This is a genomic window from Blautia luti (assembly GCF_033096465.1).
Classification (GTDB): Bacteria; Bacillota; Clostridia; order Lachnospirales; family Lachnospiraceae; genus Blautia_A; species Blautia_A luti.
In genome coordinates, this window is the sequence record NZ_AP028156.1 from 3,679,557 (window position 1) to 3,696,178 (window position 16,622).

At 39.2% G+C, this 16,622-nt stretch carries 20 protein-coding genes and 2 pseudogenes; 1 reads left to right on the plus strand and 21 read right to left on the minus strand.

The window, feature by feature from the left end; genetic code table 11:
- Positions 1-214: 214 nt before the first annotated feature.
- From R8695_RS17040 to R8695_RS17565, 19 genes and pseudogenes are all read right to left on the minus strand, one after another.
- Positions 215-925 carry a succinate dehydrogenase/fumarate reductase iron-sulfur subunit gene (locus R8695_RS17040; RefSeq protein WP_330585089.1) on the minus strand — a complete coding sequence of 237 codons (711 nt, stop codon included), beginning with the start codon at positions 923-925 and terminating at the stop codon, positions 215-217.
- Positions 922-2,466 carry an FAD-binding protein gene (locus R8695_RS17045; protein WP_154780139.1) on the minus strand — a complete coding sequence of 515 codons (1,545 nt, stop codon included), beginning with the start codon at positions 2,464-2,466 and terminating at the stop codon, positions 922-924. The genes R8695_RS17040 and R8695_RS17045 overlap by 4 nt, the downstream gene beginning before the upstream one ends.
- On the minus strand, positions 2,463-3,002 hold the full coding sequence (locus R8695_RS17050) for a hypothetical protein (protein WP_009203875.1): 540 nt from the start codon (positions 3,000-3,002) through the stop codon (positions 2,463-2,465). The genes R8695_RS17045 and R8695_RS17050 overlap by 4 nt, the downstream gene beginning before the upstream one ends.
- Before the next feature lie 10 nt (positions 3,003-3,012).
- The gene (locus R8695_RS17055) at positions 3,013-3,531 is read right to left on the minus strand and encodes a DUF6921 family protein (RefSeq protein WP_167829754.1); all 519 of its coding nucleotides are present in this window, start codon (positions 3,529-3,531) and stop codon (positions 3,013-3,015) included.
- Between the two features lie 16 nt (positions 3,532-3,547).
- The gene (locus R8695_RS17060; RefSeq protein WP_154780140.1) at positions 3,548-5,902 is read right to left on the minus strand and encodes a heavy metal translocating P-type ATPase; all 2,355 of its coding nucleotides are present in this window, start codon (positions 5,900-5,902) and stop codon (positions 3,548-3,550) included.
- 59 nt (positions 5,903-5,961) lie between these two features.
- Positions 5,962-6,321, minus strand: a complete 360-nt coding sequence (locus R8695_RS17065; protein ID WP_118512143.1) for an ArsR/SmtB family transcription factor — start codon at positions 6,319-6,321, stop codon at positions 5,962-5,964.
- Positions 6,322-6,777: 456 nt separating this feature from the next.
- On the minus strand, positions 6,778-7,008 hold the full coding sequence (locus tag R8695_RS17070; RefSeq protein WP_331669646.1) for an LbetaH domain-containing protein: 231 nt from the start codon (positions 7,006-7,008) through the stop codon (positions 6,778-6,780).
- 28 nt (positions 7,009-7,036) lie between these two features.
- Positions 7,037-7,375 (minus strand): hypothetical protein, encoded by a 339-nt coding sequence (locus tag R8695_RS17075; protein WP_154780141.1) that lies wholly within the window; start codon positions 7,373-7,375, stop codon positions 7,037-7,039.
- A 395-nt stretch (positions 7,376-7,770) separates the two neighbouring features.
- Complete coding sequence (locus R8695_RS17080) at positions 7,771-7,935, minus strand: type II toxin-antitoxin system antitoxin (protein WP_005423682.1); 165 nt, start codon at positions 7,933-7,935, stop codon at positions 7,771-7,773.
- Between the two features lie 201 nt (positions 7,936-8,136).
- Entirely contained in the window at positions 8,137-8,724 is a 588-nt protein-coding gene (locus R8695_RS17085) for an HD-GYP domain-containing protein (protein WP_243139493.1), read from the minus strand.
- A gap of 92 nt (positions 8,725-8,816) precedes the next feature.
- Positions 8,817-9,047, minus strand: a complete 231-nt coding sequence (locus R8695_RS17090) for a hypothetical protein (RefSeq protein WP_173719879.1) — start codon at positions 9,045-9,047, stop codon at positions 8,817-8,819.
- Positions 9,048-9,127: 80 nt separating this feature from the next.
- Positions 9,128-10,669 carry an ASKHA domain-containing protein gene (locus R8695_RS17095; RefSeq protein WP_106492201.1) on the minus strand — a complete coding sequence of 514 codons (1,542 nt, stop codon included), beginning with the start codon at positions 10,667-10,669 and terminating at the stop codon, positions 9,128-9,130.
- 101 nt (positions 10,670-10,770) lie between these two features.
- Positions 10,771-10,914: pseudogene (locus R8695_RS17805) on the minus strand (rubredoxin); the annotation flags it as partial.
- Positions 10,910-11,242, minus strand: coding sequence for a flavin reductase family protein (locus R8695_RS17105; RefSeq protein WP_308418818.1), 333 nt, complete (start codon positions 11,240-11,242; stop codon positions 10,910-10,912). The gene R8695_RS17105 and the pseudogene R8695_RS17805, both read right to left, overlap by 5 nt.
- On the minus strand, positions 11,197-11,322 hold the full coding sequence (locus R8695_RS17110; RefSeq protein ID WP_279238200.1) for a hypothetical protein: 126 nt from the start codon (positions 11,320-11,322) through the stop codon (positions 11,197-11,199). The genes R8695_RS17105 and R8695_RS17110 overlap by 46 nt, the downstream gene beginning before the upstream one ends.
- Complete coding sequence (locus R8695_RS17115) at positions 11,315-11,722, minus strand: Fur family transcriptional regulator (RefSeq protein ID WP_117450067.1); 408 nt, start codon at positions 11,720-11,722, stop codon at positions 11,315-11,317. The genes R8695_RS17110 and R8695_RS17115 overlap by 8 nt, the downstream gene beginning before the upstream one ends.
- 132 nt (positions 11,723-11,854) lie before the next feature.
- Positions 11,855-12,241 (minus strand): annotated as a pseudogene (locus R8695_RS17120) (YaaA family protein); the annotation flags it as partial.
- A gap of 134 nt (positions 12,242-12,375) precedes the next feature.
- Positions 12,376-13,299 (minus strand): thioredoxin-disulfide reductase, encoded by a 924-nt coding sequence (gene trxB / locus R8695_RS17125; RefSeq protein ID WP_005421617.1) that lies wholly within the window; start codon positions 13,297-13,299, stop codon positions 12,376-12,378.
- A 150-nt stretch (positions 13,300-13,449) separates the two neighbouring features.
- Complete coding sequence (locus R8695_RS17565) at positions 13,450-13,638, minus strand: thioredoxin family protein (RefSeq protein WP_243139494.1); 189 nt, start codon at positions 13,636-13,638, stop codon at positions 13,450-13,452.
- Between the two features lie 166 nt (positions 13,639-13,804).
- Between R8695_RS17565 and R8695_RS17135 the strand changes: the two genes are divergently transcribed.
- Positions 13,805-14,488 carry a Crp/Fnr family transcriptional regulator gene (locus tag R8695_RS17135; protein WP_154780142.1) on the plus strand — a complete coding sequence of 228 codons (684 nt, stop codon included), beginning with the start codon at positions 13,805-13,807 and terminating at the stop codon, positions 14,486-14,488.
- Positions 14,489-14,608: 120 nt separating this feature from the next.
- Here R8695_RS17135 and R8695_RS17140 read toward each other — a convergent pair whose 3' ends face one another.
- Together R8695_RS17140 and R8695_RS17145 are read right to left on the minus strand one after the other, a co-directional pair.
- Positions 14,609-16,300, minus strand: a complete 1,692-nt coding sequence (locus R8695_RS17140) for an FAD-dependent oxidoreductase (RefSeq protein WP_154780143.1) — start codon at positions 16,298-16,300, stop codon at positions 14,609-14,611.
- 1 nt (position 16,301) lies between these two features.
- A complete protein-coding gene (locus R8695_RS17145) occupies positions 16,302-16,622 on the minus strand; it encodes a rhodanese-like domain-containing protein (protein WP_154780144.1) in 321 nt (106 codons plus the stop codon).

The window sequence follows — 16,622 nt, forward strand, 5'->3', positions numbered from 1 at the left end:
GAACTGTGCATTTCTTTTTTGTTCAATATTACGTTTTCTCAATTTTTCAAACAAGAAGTTATCAGTGATTATCTTTTAGAAAACAGCCAACTACAGCGACGCCAAATCCAAGAACACCTAGGACATATCCCCAAAAATTATTTGTTGTCACAGCAATTCCTAAAGGTATTATTGCAATCCCCAATAACTCAATCTTAATTCCTTATCATCCATTTTATCTGCCCCAAACAGCCGCTGCATTCGACCTTACAAGCAGTTCTTCCACAGGCAGACCAATCGGACAAATATCATGACAAGATAACGACTTCCCGCATCCCTCAAAATATTTCTTCTTATATTCAGCAGAAATCTCATTCAAATGAGTGCTTTCCTGTTCTTCATTCAGAATCCGAAATGCGTTGACTGCAGCAACAGCGCCTGCGAAAGTCCCATTTGCAGAGAAGTTAGGACACACTTCAAGGCAGCAGCCACACATCAGACAGCGTGCCGACTGGTATCTCGGTTCATGTGTCCACGGATTCATATAAGCTTCACTTTCAAGCCAAAGGTTCAGTTTTTTCAAATTTTCAAACAGAATTGACCGATCAACGATCAAATCTCTTACAAGCGGAAATTTGCTTAAAGGTTCCAAGGTGATTGTAGAACCTTTTAACGTATGTAGAAATGTAGAGCATGCTAGCCTCGGACGTTCGTTAATCAGCATGGCGCAAGCCCCACATTTTCGCACCATACAGCTACATTCCCAGCTGATGGGAGTAACTATATTCCCTGAATTATCTTTCAAAGGTGTTCTACTGTTCAATTCCTTTAGAACATTGGCAACAGAGCTGTTTTTGCTTCCGTCAAACTCAAATTCCTGCCAATAACTGTCTGATTTCTGACTCTCCTGCCGCCTGATTCTTATTTTATATACCAAGTGAATCACCGCCTTTCTGGAACAGGTACAAAGGAAATCTGTATCTGCTTTCCATCAAATCTGGCTACCGTTGTTTTAAGGTAATCATCGTCATTGCTCTTCGGATAATCCTCCCGCCAGTGTGCACCACGGCTTTCTTTTCTTGCAAGAGCACTCTTTAGAACTGCCATGCCAAGCAATGGAAGATTTCCTGTCAGCGCTTGTACCGTTTGAATCCCATTTAACAACGTATTCTCATTTCTGACAACGCCCATAGTATCCTGCATCACTTTGTTTAATTGCTTTATTTCTGAAATTTGAGACGTTGGTGGAAAATCTATCTGTGTCGCACAAGATAGATCTACTACATCTGCCTGTTCACATGCTGATTTTGCCGCAACACGTCCTCCGTATAACGCTCCTAACAGAGAATTTCCACCAAGACGGTTGGCACCATGATATTGGGCACAGCATTCTCCGGCAGCGTAAAGATTCTGAATCGGCGTTCTGTGCTGCTCATCCACCAGAATGCCTCCCATAAAATAGTGAATTCCCGGTAAAACAGACACCGGTTCCTTTCGTATATCTTTATGCAGATAGGTCATACAATCGTCTGCCAGACCAGATAGCTTATTTGAAATAATCTCCTCCGATATTTCCATCATGTCAAGAAATACCTCTGATTCATGGCTGACCTTCCATATCTCTCTAGCGGTAATATCTCGTGGCATCAGATTTCCAAGCTCCGGGTATTTTTCCTCCATGAAATACCATTGTTTTCCATCTTTCATGGCAAACAACCTGCCGCCTTCCCCTCTAGCTGCCTCGCTGATAAGCATACGTTTCCCGCCGCATTCCACAGTAGTCGGATGATACTGGATCATTTCACCATTTGCCAGAGGAACACCAAGCCGGAACAATTCTGCGGTTACTTCTCCCGTATTGGACAGCGAACCTGTTGTATTCCCAAACAATCCGTGCATACCACCGGAGGCAACAATGACCGCATTCCCCGGTAATTCCACAATTTCCTGACTGTATTCATCCCTGATTACGCAGCCACAACAAATATTGCCACACAGACGAAGTGTTAGGAAAGAATGATGGCTGAACCGTTCTACCATACCAGATGCTTCTTTCCTGCGAACAGCGTCTATCATAGCTGTCATGATCTGCTTCCCGGTATCGCTCTGTGCAAAAGCAGTCCGTTTCTTTTTCTGCCCGCCAAAATTCCGCAGATCCACATCATCATAGCCACTCATGTTAAATTTAACTCCAAGTTTTAGCAGCCAGTGCACCAGCTCCGGTGCTGCCTGTGTCATTCCCCAAACTGCATTTGGATCTGCCAGACCACATGCTGCCTTTATTGTATCTGTAAAATGTTCTTCGGGACTGTCGTTTTCATCTTTTGTATTCAAAGCTGCGTTGATTCCGCCCTCCGCCATAACAGACTGTGCCCGCTCTGACGGAAGGGAGGAAACCAGTTTTACATTGCATCCATTTTCCGCTGCCTGCAAAGCCGCTGAAAGTCCTGCCAGTCCAGCACCTATAATAATAATTGTCTTACTCATAGATATTGCCACCCAATATAATATAAAATAACCGCTCCCGCTATAAAAAGAAGAAGCACCGAAAGAATCAAATAAATATCACTCCTTCGTTCTTTATAACTGATGATTCCCAGTGATACGAGCAATGGGCGGATATTGATAAAAATATGAACAAAGATTGCCGCTACGAACAAAAGCTGAGTTACCATCTTTACAGTTGTAAAAGGGAACAAAATATATGTCCCATTCTGCACCTTTCCAAACAAGCCAATATGGAATAACAGCAGAATCAGTATTGCCATCCCACTGGCTCGTCTCGCCCAAAATATGACGTTTTGTTTCAGATACATTTTTCCTGATTGCTTCGCTGTCTGTAAACTCTGAACTGTCAGGATGACACCAATCACCGTATGCACAACAAGAATACCAACACCAATCCATGCAAGAAGTTTCCCTGCACTACTTCCAACTCCGTTCAGCATAAAGCTGCCCATGATTCCATGAATCATAAAAATGAGAAGCATTAAAACAGACAAAATCGTATTCCATTTTCTCATAAATTCCCGCTCACCTCATTTCTTCGCTGTCCATGATCATATAGTCCATCTGTGTTAGCGTTGTAACATCAATAAAATCATCCGATGCCAGGAATACATCATACTTTCCACTTACCACTCTTGATAGCATCATTGTGTTACTGTACTCTTTCAGATCTACGGAAAAACCGGCCTGTTTCAACCTGTCACAGAGTTTCTTAGCATAACTGACAAGCGGATAATCCGTCTCAGATACATATAACCGAAAACTAATGTCCGTTTTCATGAGATTTGTTTCATTTGTTTCCGAATCATCCAGTGCCAATTCTTTTAATTTATTCCGGGTGTTCTCGTTGTCGAGACCATCTGACATCATATTAATACCGAGAACATAAGAGCCTTCCAACTGTGCGGAGGCTTGAGCCGCCTTTTTTGACTTCGGTGTTGCTCCTGTGACTGCATCAATCATAGAAGGCGGTGAATGTAAAATGCCACCAAAACCTACAAGAAAAACAATCGTAACAACTAACAGAATCAGTTTTCGTTTCACATTCCCACCTCATTTCCTATTTTTTCAAAATTCTCATTGCGTTCAAAACAGCAATTATGGTAACGCCTACATCACCAAATACAGCTTCCCACATTCCCGCAATACCAAGAGCGCCAAGAATCAGGAACACACTCTTAATCCCAAGAGCAATCACTATATTCTGCATGACAATCTGTTTTGTCGCTTTTGCTACTTCAATCGCGTCCACCAGCTTAGACGGTTCATCTGTCATCAGAACTACATCTGCTGCTTCAATGGCCGCATCCGAACCAAGCCCACCCATTGCAATACCAACATCTGCACGGGCAAGGACAGGAGCGTCATTGATACCATCACCAACAAAAGCCAATTTGCTTCCCGGTCTCTTTTTACCATCTAAAAGCTCAACCTTTTCCACTTTTTGGTCAGGAAGCAGCTGTGCATAATATTCATCCAACTGCAATTCTTCTGCAACAGACTTCCCAATTTTTTCATCATCACCGGTAAGCATGACTGTTTTTTCCACGCCGATATGTTTCAGGTCAGAAATTGCTTTTTTACTGTCCGGCTTCACTTCATCTGTTATCAAAATACATCCTGCATATTGACCATCTACAGCCAAATAAACTTTTGTACCTGCTTTTTCACAGGTTGTGTACTCTATACATTCTGTATCCATAAGTTTCGTATTGCCAGCAAAAACTTTCTTTTCCCCTGCCATTACACTGATTCCATATCCTGAAATTTCCTTATAATCAGAAATCACTGACTGATCCATTTCTTTTCCATAAGCAGCAAGAATGGATTTTGCAATAGGATGGTTAGAAAAACTCTCTGCCTCTGCCGCATACTCCAGAACCTGTTCTTTTGAAAATCCATTTGCAGACAAAATATCCGTCACATTGAAAACACCTTTTGTAAGTGTTCCGGTTTTATCGAACACAATAACGCTGACATTATTAAGCGCCTCTAAATAATTACTTCCTTTTACAAGAACACCTCGTTTAGATGCCGCACCAATACCTCCGAAGAAAGTCAACGGGATTGAAATGACCAATGCACATGGGCAAGATACCACAAGGAAAACAAATCCTCTGCGAATCCACTCTGTCCAACCTCCACCAAGAAGGATCGGTGGCAGAATTGCCAGAATAGCTGCTAAGATTACAACAACAGGAGTGTAATAACGTGCAAATGTAGTAATAAAATTTTCTGTTGGTGCTTTTCGGCTTGACGCATTTTCCACAAGATCAATAATCTTTGAAACAGTAGATTCACCAAATACTTTCGTTGTCTTAATCGTTAAAACACCCGTCTGATTCATACAACCGGAAAGTGCTTCGTCTCCTTTATGAACGCTTCTCGGAACCGATTCTCCAGTTAAAGCCCTCGTATCCAGCATAGAATCTCCATCCAATACCACACCGTCTAATGGGATTTTTTCACCAGGCTTTACAATAATAATCTCACCAATGGCAACACTTTCAGGAGATATGGTAATCAATTTCCCATTTCTTCTTACTGTAGCAGAATCTGGACGTATATCCATTAAGTCTGATATAGATTTTCTGGAACGCTTAACAGCCAATGACTGAAAAAATTCACCTACCTGATAGAATAACATAACAGCAACTGCTTCTGGATATTCACCAATGACAAAAGCCCCAATCGTAGAAACACTCATCAAAAAATGTTCATCAAATACACGCCCCTTTGAAATGTTCCTCACAGCCTGCCATACAACATCTCCACCAAGAATAACATAAGAAACAATGAGAAAAGTTAACTCGATAGGCAGTGGCACTTTCGCAAAAACAGTCAATGCCATACCAATAGCATAGATTGCTGCACCAATCGCTAAACGAACTGTCAACTTCTTATCCTCATTGTTATAGGATTCATTGGCCTCCTGCTTTTTTTCCGGTATATAAGATTCCTGTACAATTTCAGAAACTTCCACATCGGGCTCATGACTATGAACAATCGTTTCAATCTGACTGGCTATCGTATCTGCAGCTGTCTGAGCAACATTGATTGTAAGCGTCTGCTTCATCAGATTTACCACTGAGGATTGCACTCCATCCAACTCTCCGACTTCTTTTTCAATTTTTGCAGAACAATTCGGACAATCCAATCCTTTTAACGAATAACTCTTTGTAACATTCATAACGGTTTCTTCCTGAACTTCCACATCGGGCTCATGACTATGAACAATCGTTTCAATCTGACTGGCTATCGTATCTGTGGCTGTCTGAGTAACATTGATTGTAAGCGTCTGCTTCATCAGATTTACCACTGAGGATTGCACTCCATCCAACTCTCCGATTTCTTTTTCAATTTTTGCGGAACAATTTGGACAGTCCAACCCTTTTAATAGAAATATGCGTTTCATGATAATCTCCTTGTAATTTGTTTAATTGTTCAATTACTCAACTATCATATTAAAAAATATTATTTCTGCCAAAGATGCTCAAATCCCTTGTCAATAATCTCTTTCACATGATCATCTGCCAGCGAGTAGTAAACTATCTGTGCTTCTTTACGGAATTTTACCAGATTCGCTAGGCGTAATGCCTTTAACTGATGCGAAATTGCAGATTTTGTTACCCCCAGTAGCACTGCAAGATCACATACACACATCTCACTCTGTTCTAGAGCGTGTAAGATTTGTACTCTAGTTCCATCTCCAAATAGCTTAAACAAAGAAGCCAACTGGATATAATCATCTTTTGGCTGCATCTTGGATTTCACATTATTCACAATATCCTCATGAATTACATCGCAATTACAAATATAAGGCGTTTTTGACATATATTCACCTCCAAATAATAATAGTTGAACAATTACTCAACTATTATTATACTTATTTTTAAATTTATGTCAATAAGCTGATGTTAGTTCCCCATAAATTTTACAATTAAAACCAGCTCTTTATTCTTTTCTTAATCTTTTTCCCAGTATACCGTTTTGGCTTTCTTGTCACACTTCCTGTAATCGAGTAGACTTACACCTCACAATGTAAGCCCCTCACAGAACCGTACGTGCGGCTTTCCCGCATACGGCTCTTCATAATAATATTTACATTCTCAAAACAAGCTGACATAAATCTTTGGCATTGCCAATGGATAATATTTCAGCATTTCAATGAATCCTTCTCTTGTATAACTCTTTCTGTCACTTCGTCTATTCAGCACCTTAAACAGAAGTTCTCTCACTTGTTGTTTGTAGTTTGAAATCATTCTGCCATTAAAACTTATGCCATAGTACCTATAATGACCTATTAGTTTCAGATTTAGCATCCTCTATATAAATACCACCCTGATCCTGAAACTTACATCCTGCATTAATAAAAACATTTTTACCTATATGGATATTTCGTCCGCAGTCTGTATAAAACGGAGGAAACATTCCAAAACTTTCATCTATTTTTTGTCCGGTAAGTTCCGACATAAGCTGTATAATTTCTTCTTTTGTATGATATTTGTTATTCAGCTCCATCGTTATCTTTAATGCCCTTTGAGACAGCTCATGCATGTTCTGACAGCTTTGCGATATTCTGATGCAGTTCTGCTGATTCAGCCTGCAGAATTACCAGATCTTCTACGCTCCGCTGTCCCTCATCCGGTAAGTCCTGCACTCCAATTCCATCTGTATTCTCACTGAAAACACAATCCAACAGCTCCGTCCACTTTGTTTTTCTTGTCATGGTTTCCGGATCTTCCGGCTGCCACTTTTTACTTCTGTAAACTTCATTACGGTAAGCGGAAAGCATTGCCTTGGCTACCTCTTTGGTTATTTCATAAAATTTCCCATCAACTTTTGCATAAAATTTGTCATTGAATTTATATGGATGCTCTACATACATCGTCCGTTCCTCCTGAATTTGAAATCTGTTTCGTGTTCCAAATTCAGGAGCGGAGGGGACCGGCTCCTTCTGATGCCTCTGATCATGCGTACTGATTTCCTTTCAGGCCACCAGATCAGTCAGACCTGTGGCTTATTGGCCGGAAATCAAAATTTCAGGGCAACAAAAAAAGCCCCTCCGGGGTGCTAACCCGAAAGAGCTTTTCTAATAATCATATGAAGTTTTCCTGCTGTTCTTTTATTTCCAGCATAATCAGTATAACAGTTCAAAGTATCAGGGGTATCTCAAATACCTGCCGTAAAGTATCACTGATTCCTCTAAAAGTATCATCATTTGATACTTTTTAAATTGGCATAAAAATACACCGGAACTCACCAGCCCGATGTATGATCTTCCTATTTATTTAATGTGCCATGATTTTTCTCATGTTGAGCAATTGCCTGACGAATCAGATACAGCACTTCTCCATTGATAGAACGCCCCTCAAATTCAGCAAGACTTTTCAGTTTTCCGTGCGTCTCAGAATCAATCCGAAGACCAAGATGTTTATCTTTTTCCATATGGCTTCCTCTCCATTTGATAAGTACAAAATAAGTTCATAATACAAGTACATTTTAAGTACAAAACATGGTAAAATGGTTTAAATGAACTTGTTTTAAGTACTCTATATTTTATATTAGGGGAGAGCATCAAAAATATGAAGAAAGAAAAGCGATATTATCAAATCCGAATGGATTATTTCTGGCTTTCCATTCTGGCAGTCATAATACTGCATGATGTTTCATCGTTTTAAATTCTTCATCGGTTAATTTTTCTGGTTTTTCCAGAATCTCATTCCCGATTGCGACCTTTCCTATGTCATGTAAAGCTCCGGCAATATACATTTTCTGACAGATATCCTCATCAAATCCCATGAACCTTGATATTTTTTCCGCACCTTCCGCAACACCCATTGAGTGGTTACTTGTAAAGGGTGATTTATAGTCCACAATATGGGCAAAAAGATCTGCAATAGCTTTAATCTGTGCAAAATTAAGTTCCAGCTTTATTCTGGGTACTTTCCTCCACAACATCGTATCCAGGGTTTCATTATCAATCATATGAATTTTTTCATCTGAAAAAGCATTAAAAAAAACTTCCACGCAGAAGGAATCAAACAATTTATCTTTTGACTTTATTACAAATTCTTCTGTTCTTTTCCACTCATCCAAATCTGATTTCATAGATCGGCAAAATATATCTATCGTATCACACATATGGATAATCCTTGCAAAAAACGGTACTTCATTCCATTGTTTTCCAAAAGGTTCACTTCCATCAGCTTTTTCATGGGGGGTACAGTATGACATTAGATACATCATTATGAAACGGTATATTTTTCAGAATTTTTTCTCCTATGGTACAATGCCTTCCCAGCTTCGTCACCCCGTTACGTAAAGCGTCATTTTGAAGCTCTTCCTGAATATATTGTGCCACTGCATTGTCGTGCAGCAATGCACACTCTGCCAGATCCTGCAGGCTTTGACCCTGTATACCCATTTTTTTCAGCAGTACAAACCGCCATATATGCCACACGTTTAGAATGATTGTTTGTTACTTTAATCAGCTCTGCCTCTACACAGTCCAATGCATATGAGCAGGCTGCTAATAACCCCAGCACATCAAATTTCATTTTTGATCTTGTCTCCTCCTTTGTTCTGTTTTCTGAGAAATCTGGAATATGCTTACCATGACAGATTTCTCAGCCTCGGATCAATAAAAGCATATGTTTTGTCTTTTCTTTAATTTTTCCATGACCGTTGGATATTTTTTATAATCTGTGTGAGGTAAGGCCTGGGCAGCTACCATCTGTTCCAGAAAATCATCCACTTCCGCAAATTGTATATAAGTCATTTCTTCCAGTATCTGATCAATATCTGCAAGAAGTTCTTTGTTCAGCAAAAGCTTTTGTGCTCCTTCCAGCGAAGAATTTCCAGCATTGATCATCTTCTCCCGTTCCATGTCAGGATACATCCCAATGGTAATGGCTGATTCCACAGATACATATTTTCCAAAAGAGCCGGCTACATAAAATCGATCTGCCTGATTCAGTTCAAGTCCAGATTCCCGGAGCATGATCTCAACCATTATATGTGCTGCGGCTTTGGTAAGAATAAACTCGTCGATATCTTTCTGATAAAAATACAGACCCGGAGCATATTCTATGCAAAGCTGACCTTCTCGTTTCTGAATAAGATTCGTTTTTTCAGGAGAAAACTTACCACGAATATCTATCCAGCCTTCTAAAAAAAGTTCCGCAATCAGATCGACAATACCGGAACCGCAGATACCCTTAGGGCTAATTTTTCCTGAAGAGTTACCAATTACATGAACATGGATTTTTCCACCTCTTATCCTCACGCTGTCCACTGCTCCGGCATCTGCCCTCATCCCGGTGTGTACTACACCGCCTTCCAATGCAGGCCCCGCCGCACCGGCGCCGCAAAGAAGAAAATCTTTATTTCCTATCACAAGTTCACCGTTGGTTCCAATGTCAAAGAAAACACTGATTCCATCCTTTTTATATAATTCCGTTTCAATCATTCCACTGATGATGTCACCACCCAGATAATTAGACTTCGCCGGATAACAATATACATAACCATTCAGCGGAATGTCCAGATCTTTTGCCGGCTGGAATCCCGGACGGTCTGCATGAACAGCATGTGGCGTATAAAAGACACAGAAAGCATCTATTCCCAAAAGAAAGTGGATCATGGTGGTATTGCCTGCTACTACCATAGACAGACATTTTCGTGACACCGGATGCTTTACATCCAGCTTATCCATGCACTCTATAATAGACTCAACTGTAGCAAGCCGTATCTCTTCCAGTTTTTTCCTGTCATCTTTGCAGAAAAAAATACGTGATAAAATATCGGTTCCCCACTGAATCTGTTTATTAAAGCAGCTCTCTTCTCCCAATATCTCACCACTATTACAATCTAAAAGTCTCACCACTACCGTTGTACTTCCAAGATCCACAGCCAGCCCATAATGCTGTCTGGCTGTATCTCCGCTTTCTATATCAACCAGCTCCCATTTTTCTCCATTCCAGGAAAGCGAAACGGTTATTTTCCAACCTGCACGATCAAGTAATGGATATAGTTGTCTCAACATGCGAACCGGAATATGAACCTCCTCTTTCACGCCCTCCGCGGATAAAGCTTCCAGAATGCGCTGCTGGTCTGAACGCTGATCCTCTTCGGTTGGAACAGAAAGATCAAGATATAATTTTCGGCTAAGACCTCTCATAGTATTCATCTCCCTACAATTTGTGCATTTTTTATTCTGTAAAAAAAGAAGGTCATCCGTTATATCACATACTTGACATCCTTCCTTTTCATTGTTATTTATTATACTTCTGAGAACTGATCTTTTCCTACGGAACATAACGGACATTCAAAATCTTCCGGAACATCTTCCCATTTTGTTCCCGGTGCGATACCACCTTCTGGATATCCTTCCTCTTCATCATACTCCCATCCGCAAACATCACATGTCTGTTATTTCACCAATAAACATCGTATGGGAACCCAAATCTTCTGTTTTATTAACACTTACAGAAATATACGCATTTGTTCCTTCTGTGATATAGTAAATTCCATTTTCGCCCCTTGCACATTTTTCAAATGTTTCAAACTTATTCATATCCCGCCCGGATTGAAAACCAAAATGTTTAAATAATTCAAACTGGGCACTCTGGCTTAATACTGACACTGTGAATTTTCCGGTTCTTTGGATCATTTCATGTGTATAATTTGCTTTATTTACACAGATACTTAATTGATTAGGTTCTGATGCCGCCTGGATTGCAGTGTTAATGATACAGCCATTATCCTCTTGGGCTTCTCTGCAGTCAGTACAAATAATCCGTAACTCAGCTTATACATCGCTTTTTTATCCATTCTGCTCCTCCTTCATCTTCTCCCTGCATCTCGGACAAATGCCTTTAAAGGAAATATCATATTCCAAAAAATCAATTCCATGCGTATCATGAATTCTTTTCATTAAATCCGGTATTTCCTCCATATCTACATCCGATACCTCACCACATTTTATACATCTCACATGATAATGATTTTTCAATGTGATATCGAACCGATTTGCTCCATCTGGCACTTCAACCTTTCTCAGAGCACCTTCTTCTGACAGTATATCAAGATTTCTATATACTGTTCCTTTTCCAATGGTAGGATATTCTTTTTTTAGAAATTCATATACTTCATTTGCTGTAACATGCCTTTTCATTTCATATACAGCATTTTTCACAAGATCTTTCTGAATTGTATTTCTTCTGTTAGTCATTTGCCCTCCTTATTGGGATTTATTCTTAATTAGAAGTATATATCAGAAGTTTTAAAATTTCAATATAAAATTAGTAATAATTACTATTATTGAAATAATAGCACTTTGTAAATGTCCCTTTTTCGCACAATCTTATTCCATAATTTTTCGTTCAAAAACATATTCTATTTCAGATGATAAATCTCTTCTAAAATTGTATCCAAGTCTGTCAAACGTTTGTACGTCTGCAGGATTTTCAATTTCTTTTTCTGCCATATATCTGACCATCTCACCACGAGCCATCTTAGCATATGTACCTTTTGTTACCAGTTTATCCCCTGATTGTTCACAAAACGTAACCGTAATATATTTGTCTTTATCTGATAAATATTTTTCTATACATTTCGAGTATTCTTTTGATGCAAGATTAATGATAATCCTGCTGTCATCAAGCACTGAACGATATAATCTTTCACCCCAATAGTCATATAGATTTTTGGTATCTTCTATTTCAGCTTTCGCCTTCATCTCCAGGCGATGCCTTCTTTCATCAGCATAATCATTGTATCAGGATAAAGTTCACAAAGTATCCGCAATACATTCCCATAAGTTCATGTCATTATTGAAATTGTACATATTTCAGTATGAAAAGTTCACCATTCAAATTCTGATTATTATTTCTCCACATACTCTTCTGCCATATGTACTGCCATAGCACCATCTGCCACTGCTGTTACTATCTGACGAAGTAACTTTGTTCTGACATCTCCTACAGCATAAACACCCGGAATACTCGTTTCAGTGTTTTCACCTGCCACAATATATCCTTTATTATCCAGTTCTATCTGATTATCTAAAAAATCTGTTGTCGGTTTTCTTCCTATACTCACAAACAGGCCGTCACATTCTATAATGTTTTCTTCTCCTGTAACTGTATCTTTCAACCGCACACCAGTCAATCGTTCTCCATAAATCAGTTCATTTACTGTATTGTTCCATCGAAACTCTATATTTTCAGTTTTCATCAGCTGGTCATGGTAGATTTTCGTTGCACGTAATGTATCTCTTCGATGAACAATGATGACTTTCTTAGCAATTCGACTTAAAAGAACAGCATCTGATACAGCAGAATTTCCACCACCAACAACCACCACGATCTTATCTTTATAAAACATACCATCACAGGAGGCACAATAAGCAACCCCATGACCTATCAATTCTTTTTCTTTAGCGAGACCAAGTTCTCTTGGATTTGCTCCAGTAGCAATCACTACTGTTTTCCCAATATAAATTCCCGAACTAGTTTCTACTCTCTTAAGCTTTCCTGTTAAATCCATATTAAAAACTTCAGCATATTCACTTTTAGCGCCAAATTTTTCCGCCTGTTTTTGCATTTTCTCTGCCAATGAAAATCCGTCAATTCCATTTTCAAAACCAGGATAGTTATCAATCTGCCAGGTCAATGACATCTGACCACCTGCAGATAATTTTTCTAAAACAATGGTATCAAATCCTGCTCTGGCTGCGTATAATGCTGAAGTATACCCTCCAGGTCCTCCCCCCACGATAATCATATCGTAAACATGATTTTCATTCATACAGCAGTCCTCCTTTTATTTTTCCAATGCTTCATTAATAAAATTCTCTATCATTATTTTTGATTCAGGTGCAACAATAGAATCTATTGCCTTTCCATTTCGATATAAAACCAGCGTAGGAATCACCTCAATCTTTTCAGCTTCTGCAATCTATGGTTCTTCATCAATATTCACTTTTCCAGCAATAAGAATATCGCTGTATTCTTCACTTATTTTTTCATAAGCCGCTCCAATTCTACGGCAATAACCACACCAAGGTGCCCAGAAATCAACCAAAACCGGGTTTTCCTTATGAATTAATTGTCCAAACTTTTCTTTATTTATATTTATAGATGTCATATTTTTCAACTCCTTCTCCTATTTGAACTTAATATACCCCAAATAAGTGCTTGCTTCCGTGATGATATCACAGAAAAGATAATTTACTTTATTACACTTCTTTTTATTTCTATTTATGGCATATGCCAGTTATATAATTGACGCATCTAAAAAAAGCAAGTATACTATGTTCGTAAAGGAGATAACGGTTATGAACTTCGAAAATTGTTTTCCACTATGGAATGACTTAAATACAGCACAGAAAAAAATAATTTCAGACAATTTAATCACACAGTATGTAAAAAAAGGGACAATCATTCACAATGGAAACCTGGATTGTACTGGATTATTACTGGTTAAATCCGGGCAGCTTCGAACTTACATACTTTCAGATGAAGGACGGGAGATTACACTTTACCGTCTGTTCGATATGGATATGTGTCTTTTATCCGCCTCATGTATCATGCGGTCTATTCAATTTGAAGTAACCATTGAAGCAGAAAAAGATACGGATCTTTGGATCATCCCTGCTGAAATCTATAAGGGCATCATGAAAGAATCTGCTCCTGTCGCAAATTATACCAATGAGTTAATGGCTACCCGTTTTTCTGATGTCATGTGGCTGATTGAACAGATTATGTGGAAGAGTTTGGATAAGCGTGTTGCTTCATTTCTTTTAGAAGAAACATCCATTGAAAGAACAAATGAACTGAAAATCACTCACGAAACTATCGCAAACCATCTTGGTTCCCACAGGGAAGTTATCACTCGAATGCTTCGATACTTTCAAGGCGAGGGTCTCGTCAAACTCTCCCGTGGCAAAATCACAATCCTTGATCCAAAAAGACTGGAAACACTCCAAAGGTCATAAAATTGTTTTTCTGTAACATATAAAGAAGAATCCTCCATTTATCAGAATTATGAAAGTCATTCTAATAAATGGGGGATCCTTTTATATAACGAGAAAATTATAAAAATATTATGATTATTTTTAATAATCCATACCACATGCATATGCCTTTTCAATCAGCGCACGGTCATTGACAACTGCATCATAGAAGCGGAATCCGCCGGAGAAGTTGTATGTTTCATATCCATTTCCTTCCAGAATACGACTGGCAATATAACTTCGCAGCCCACTCTGGCATATCAGGTAAACAGGCTTTCCCTTCTCAATTTCATTGATACGTTCCCTTAGTTCATCTACAGGAATGTTTTTGAATCCATCCATATGCCCCCTGTTAAATTCACCTACAGTTCTCACATCCAGCAACACAACACTTTTATCTCTAGAAATCTTATCCATATCTTCCAGATGCCATTGTTTTAAGGTACCTTTTGCTATATTGTCTATCATGAATCCTGCCATATTTACAGGATCCTTGGCAGAGGAATAAGGCGGTGCATATGCGAGATCCAAATCCTTCAGCTGGGTTGCCTTCAGCCCTGCATGGATTGCTGTTGCCAGCACATCAATACGTTTATCAACTCCTTCATATCCAATAATCTGAGCACCAAGCAAACGATAGGTCTCTTTTTCAAAAACCACCTTCATGGTCATCACTTTTCCACCAGGATAGTAACCGGCATGACTCATAGGAGAAAGAATTACTGTATCTACCTCTAATCCTGACTTTTTGGCATTGGTTTCATTGATACCTGTAGTGGCTGCTGTCATATCAAACACTTTTATAACGGAGCTTCCCTGACTGCCCAGGTAACGACTATCACCGCCACAAATATTATCAGCGATGATTCTGCCCTGTTTATTGGCTGGCCCTGCCAAAGAAATCAGCGCATCATTACCCGTAACATAATGTTTTACCTGAACTGCATCACCTGCAGCATAAATATCCGGTACAGAGGTTTCCATTCTGTCATTCACTACAATACTTTCCTTGATGCCAAGTTCCAGACCGGCTTCTTTTGCTAATACTGTGTCTGGTGTGACTCCGATTGCCAGAACTACCATATCAGCCTGAAGGGATGGATTATCTTTCAACAGGACCTCCACTCCGTTGTCTTTTTCTTTAAATCCTTCTACTGTATAGCCCAGTACCAGTTTTATCCCATGCTTTCTCATTTCATTATGGATCATGGATGCCATATCCGGGTCAAAAGGGTTCATCAGCTGCTTAGGCCGCTGGACAATCGTAACATCCATGCCAAGCTCCCTCAAATTTTCTGCCAGTTCCAGACCAATAAAACCGCCACCTGCCAATACAGCCGATTTTGGATGATTCTTATTTATATATTCCTTTATCCGAAAAGTGTCTTCTACAGTACGAAGTGTAAAAAGCTTATCAATACCTACTCCGGGAAGTCTCGGCTGTGTTGGCTTTGCACCTGGAGAGAGGATCAGCTTATCATAGTTTTCTTCAAATATCTCACCATTCTCTAAATTTTTCACTGAAACTGTTTTACGATCCGGATGTATGGAGATAACTTCATGATGAATTTTCATATTGATATGGAAACGTTTAAAAAAACTCTCTGGTGTCTGTAATGTAAGTTCTTCCGGATCTGTGATCACGTCTCCAATATAATATGGAAGCCCACAATTCGCATAGGATATGTATCCGGATCTTTCAAACACAGTAATTTCTGCATGTTCATCCAGTCTTCGTATTCTTGCTGCAGCTGTAGCTCCTCCGGCTACACCGCCTATGATTATTACCTTCATCTTATTTTTCCACCTTTCCTGAGTAAGCTGCAATGCCACCGATATTATTTACTTTAGAATATCCCATTCGTTGCAACAACCCTATTGCTTGATGACTTCGGGCTCCGGAATAACAGTATACAAACAGTGGAATTTCTGTATTCTTCACTACTGAAACAACATTGTTAAGTTGTTGTAACGGTACATTTTTACTTTCTGGTATATGCCCTTCCTGATATTCCTGCGGAGTACGTACATCCAGCAGAACTGCATCATCAGTCCTTTTATATTCTTCTATGCCTTGATTAATATTCGACTGTTTAAAGCGATCAAAAAATCCCAT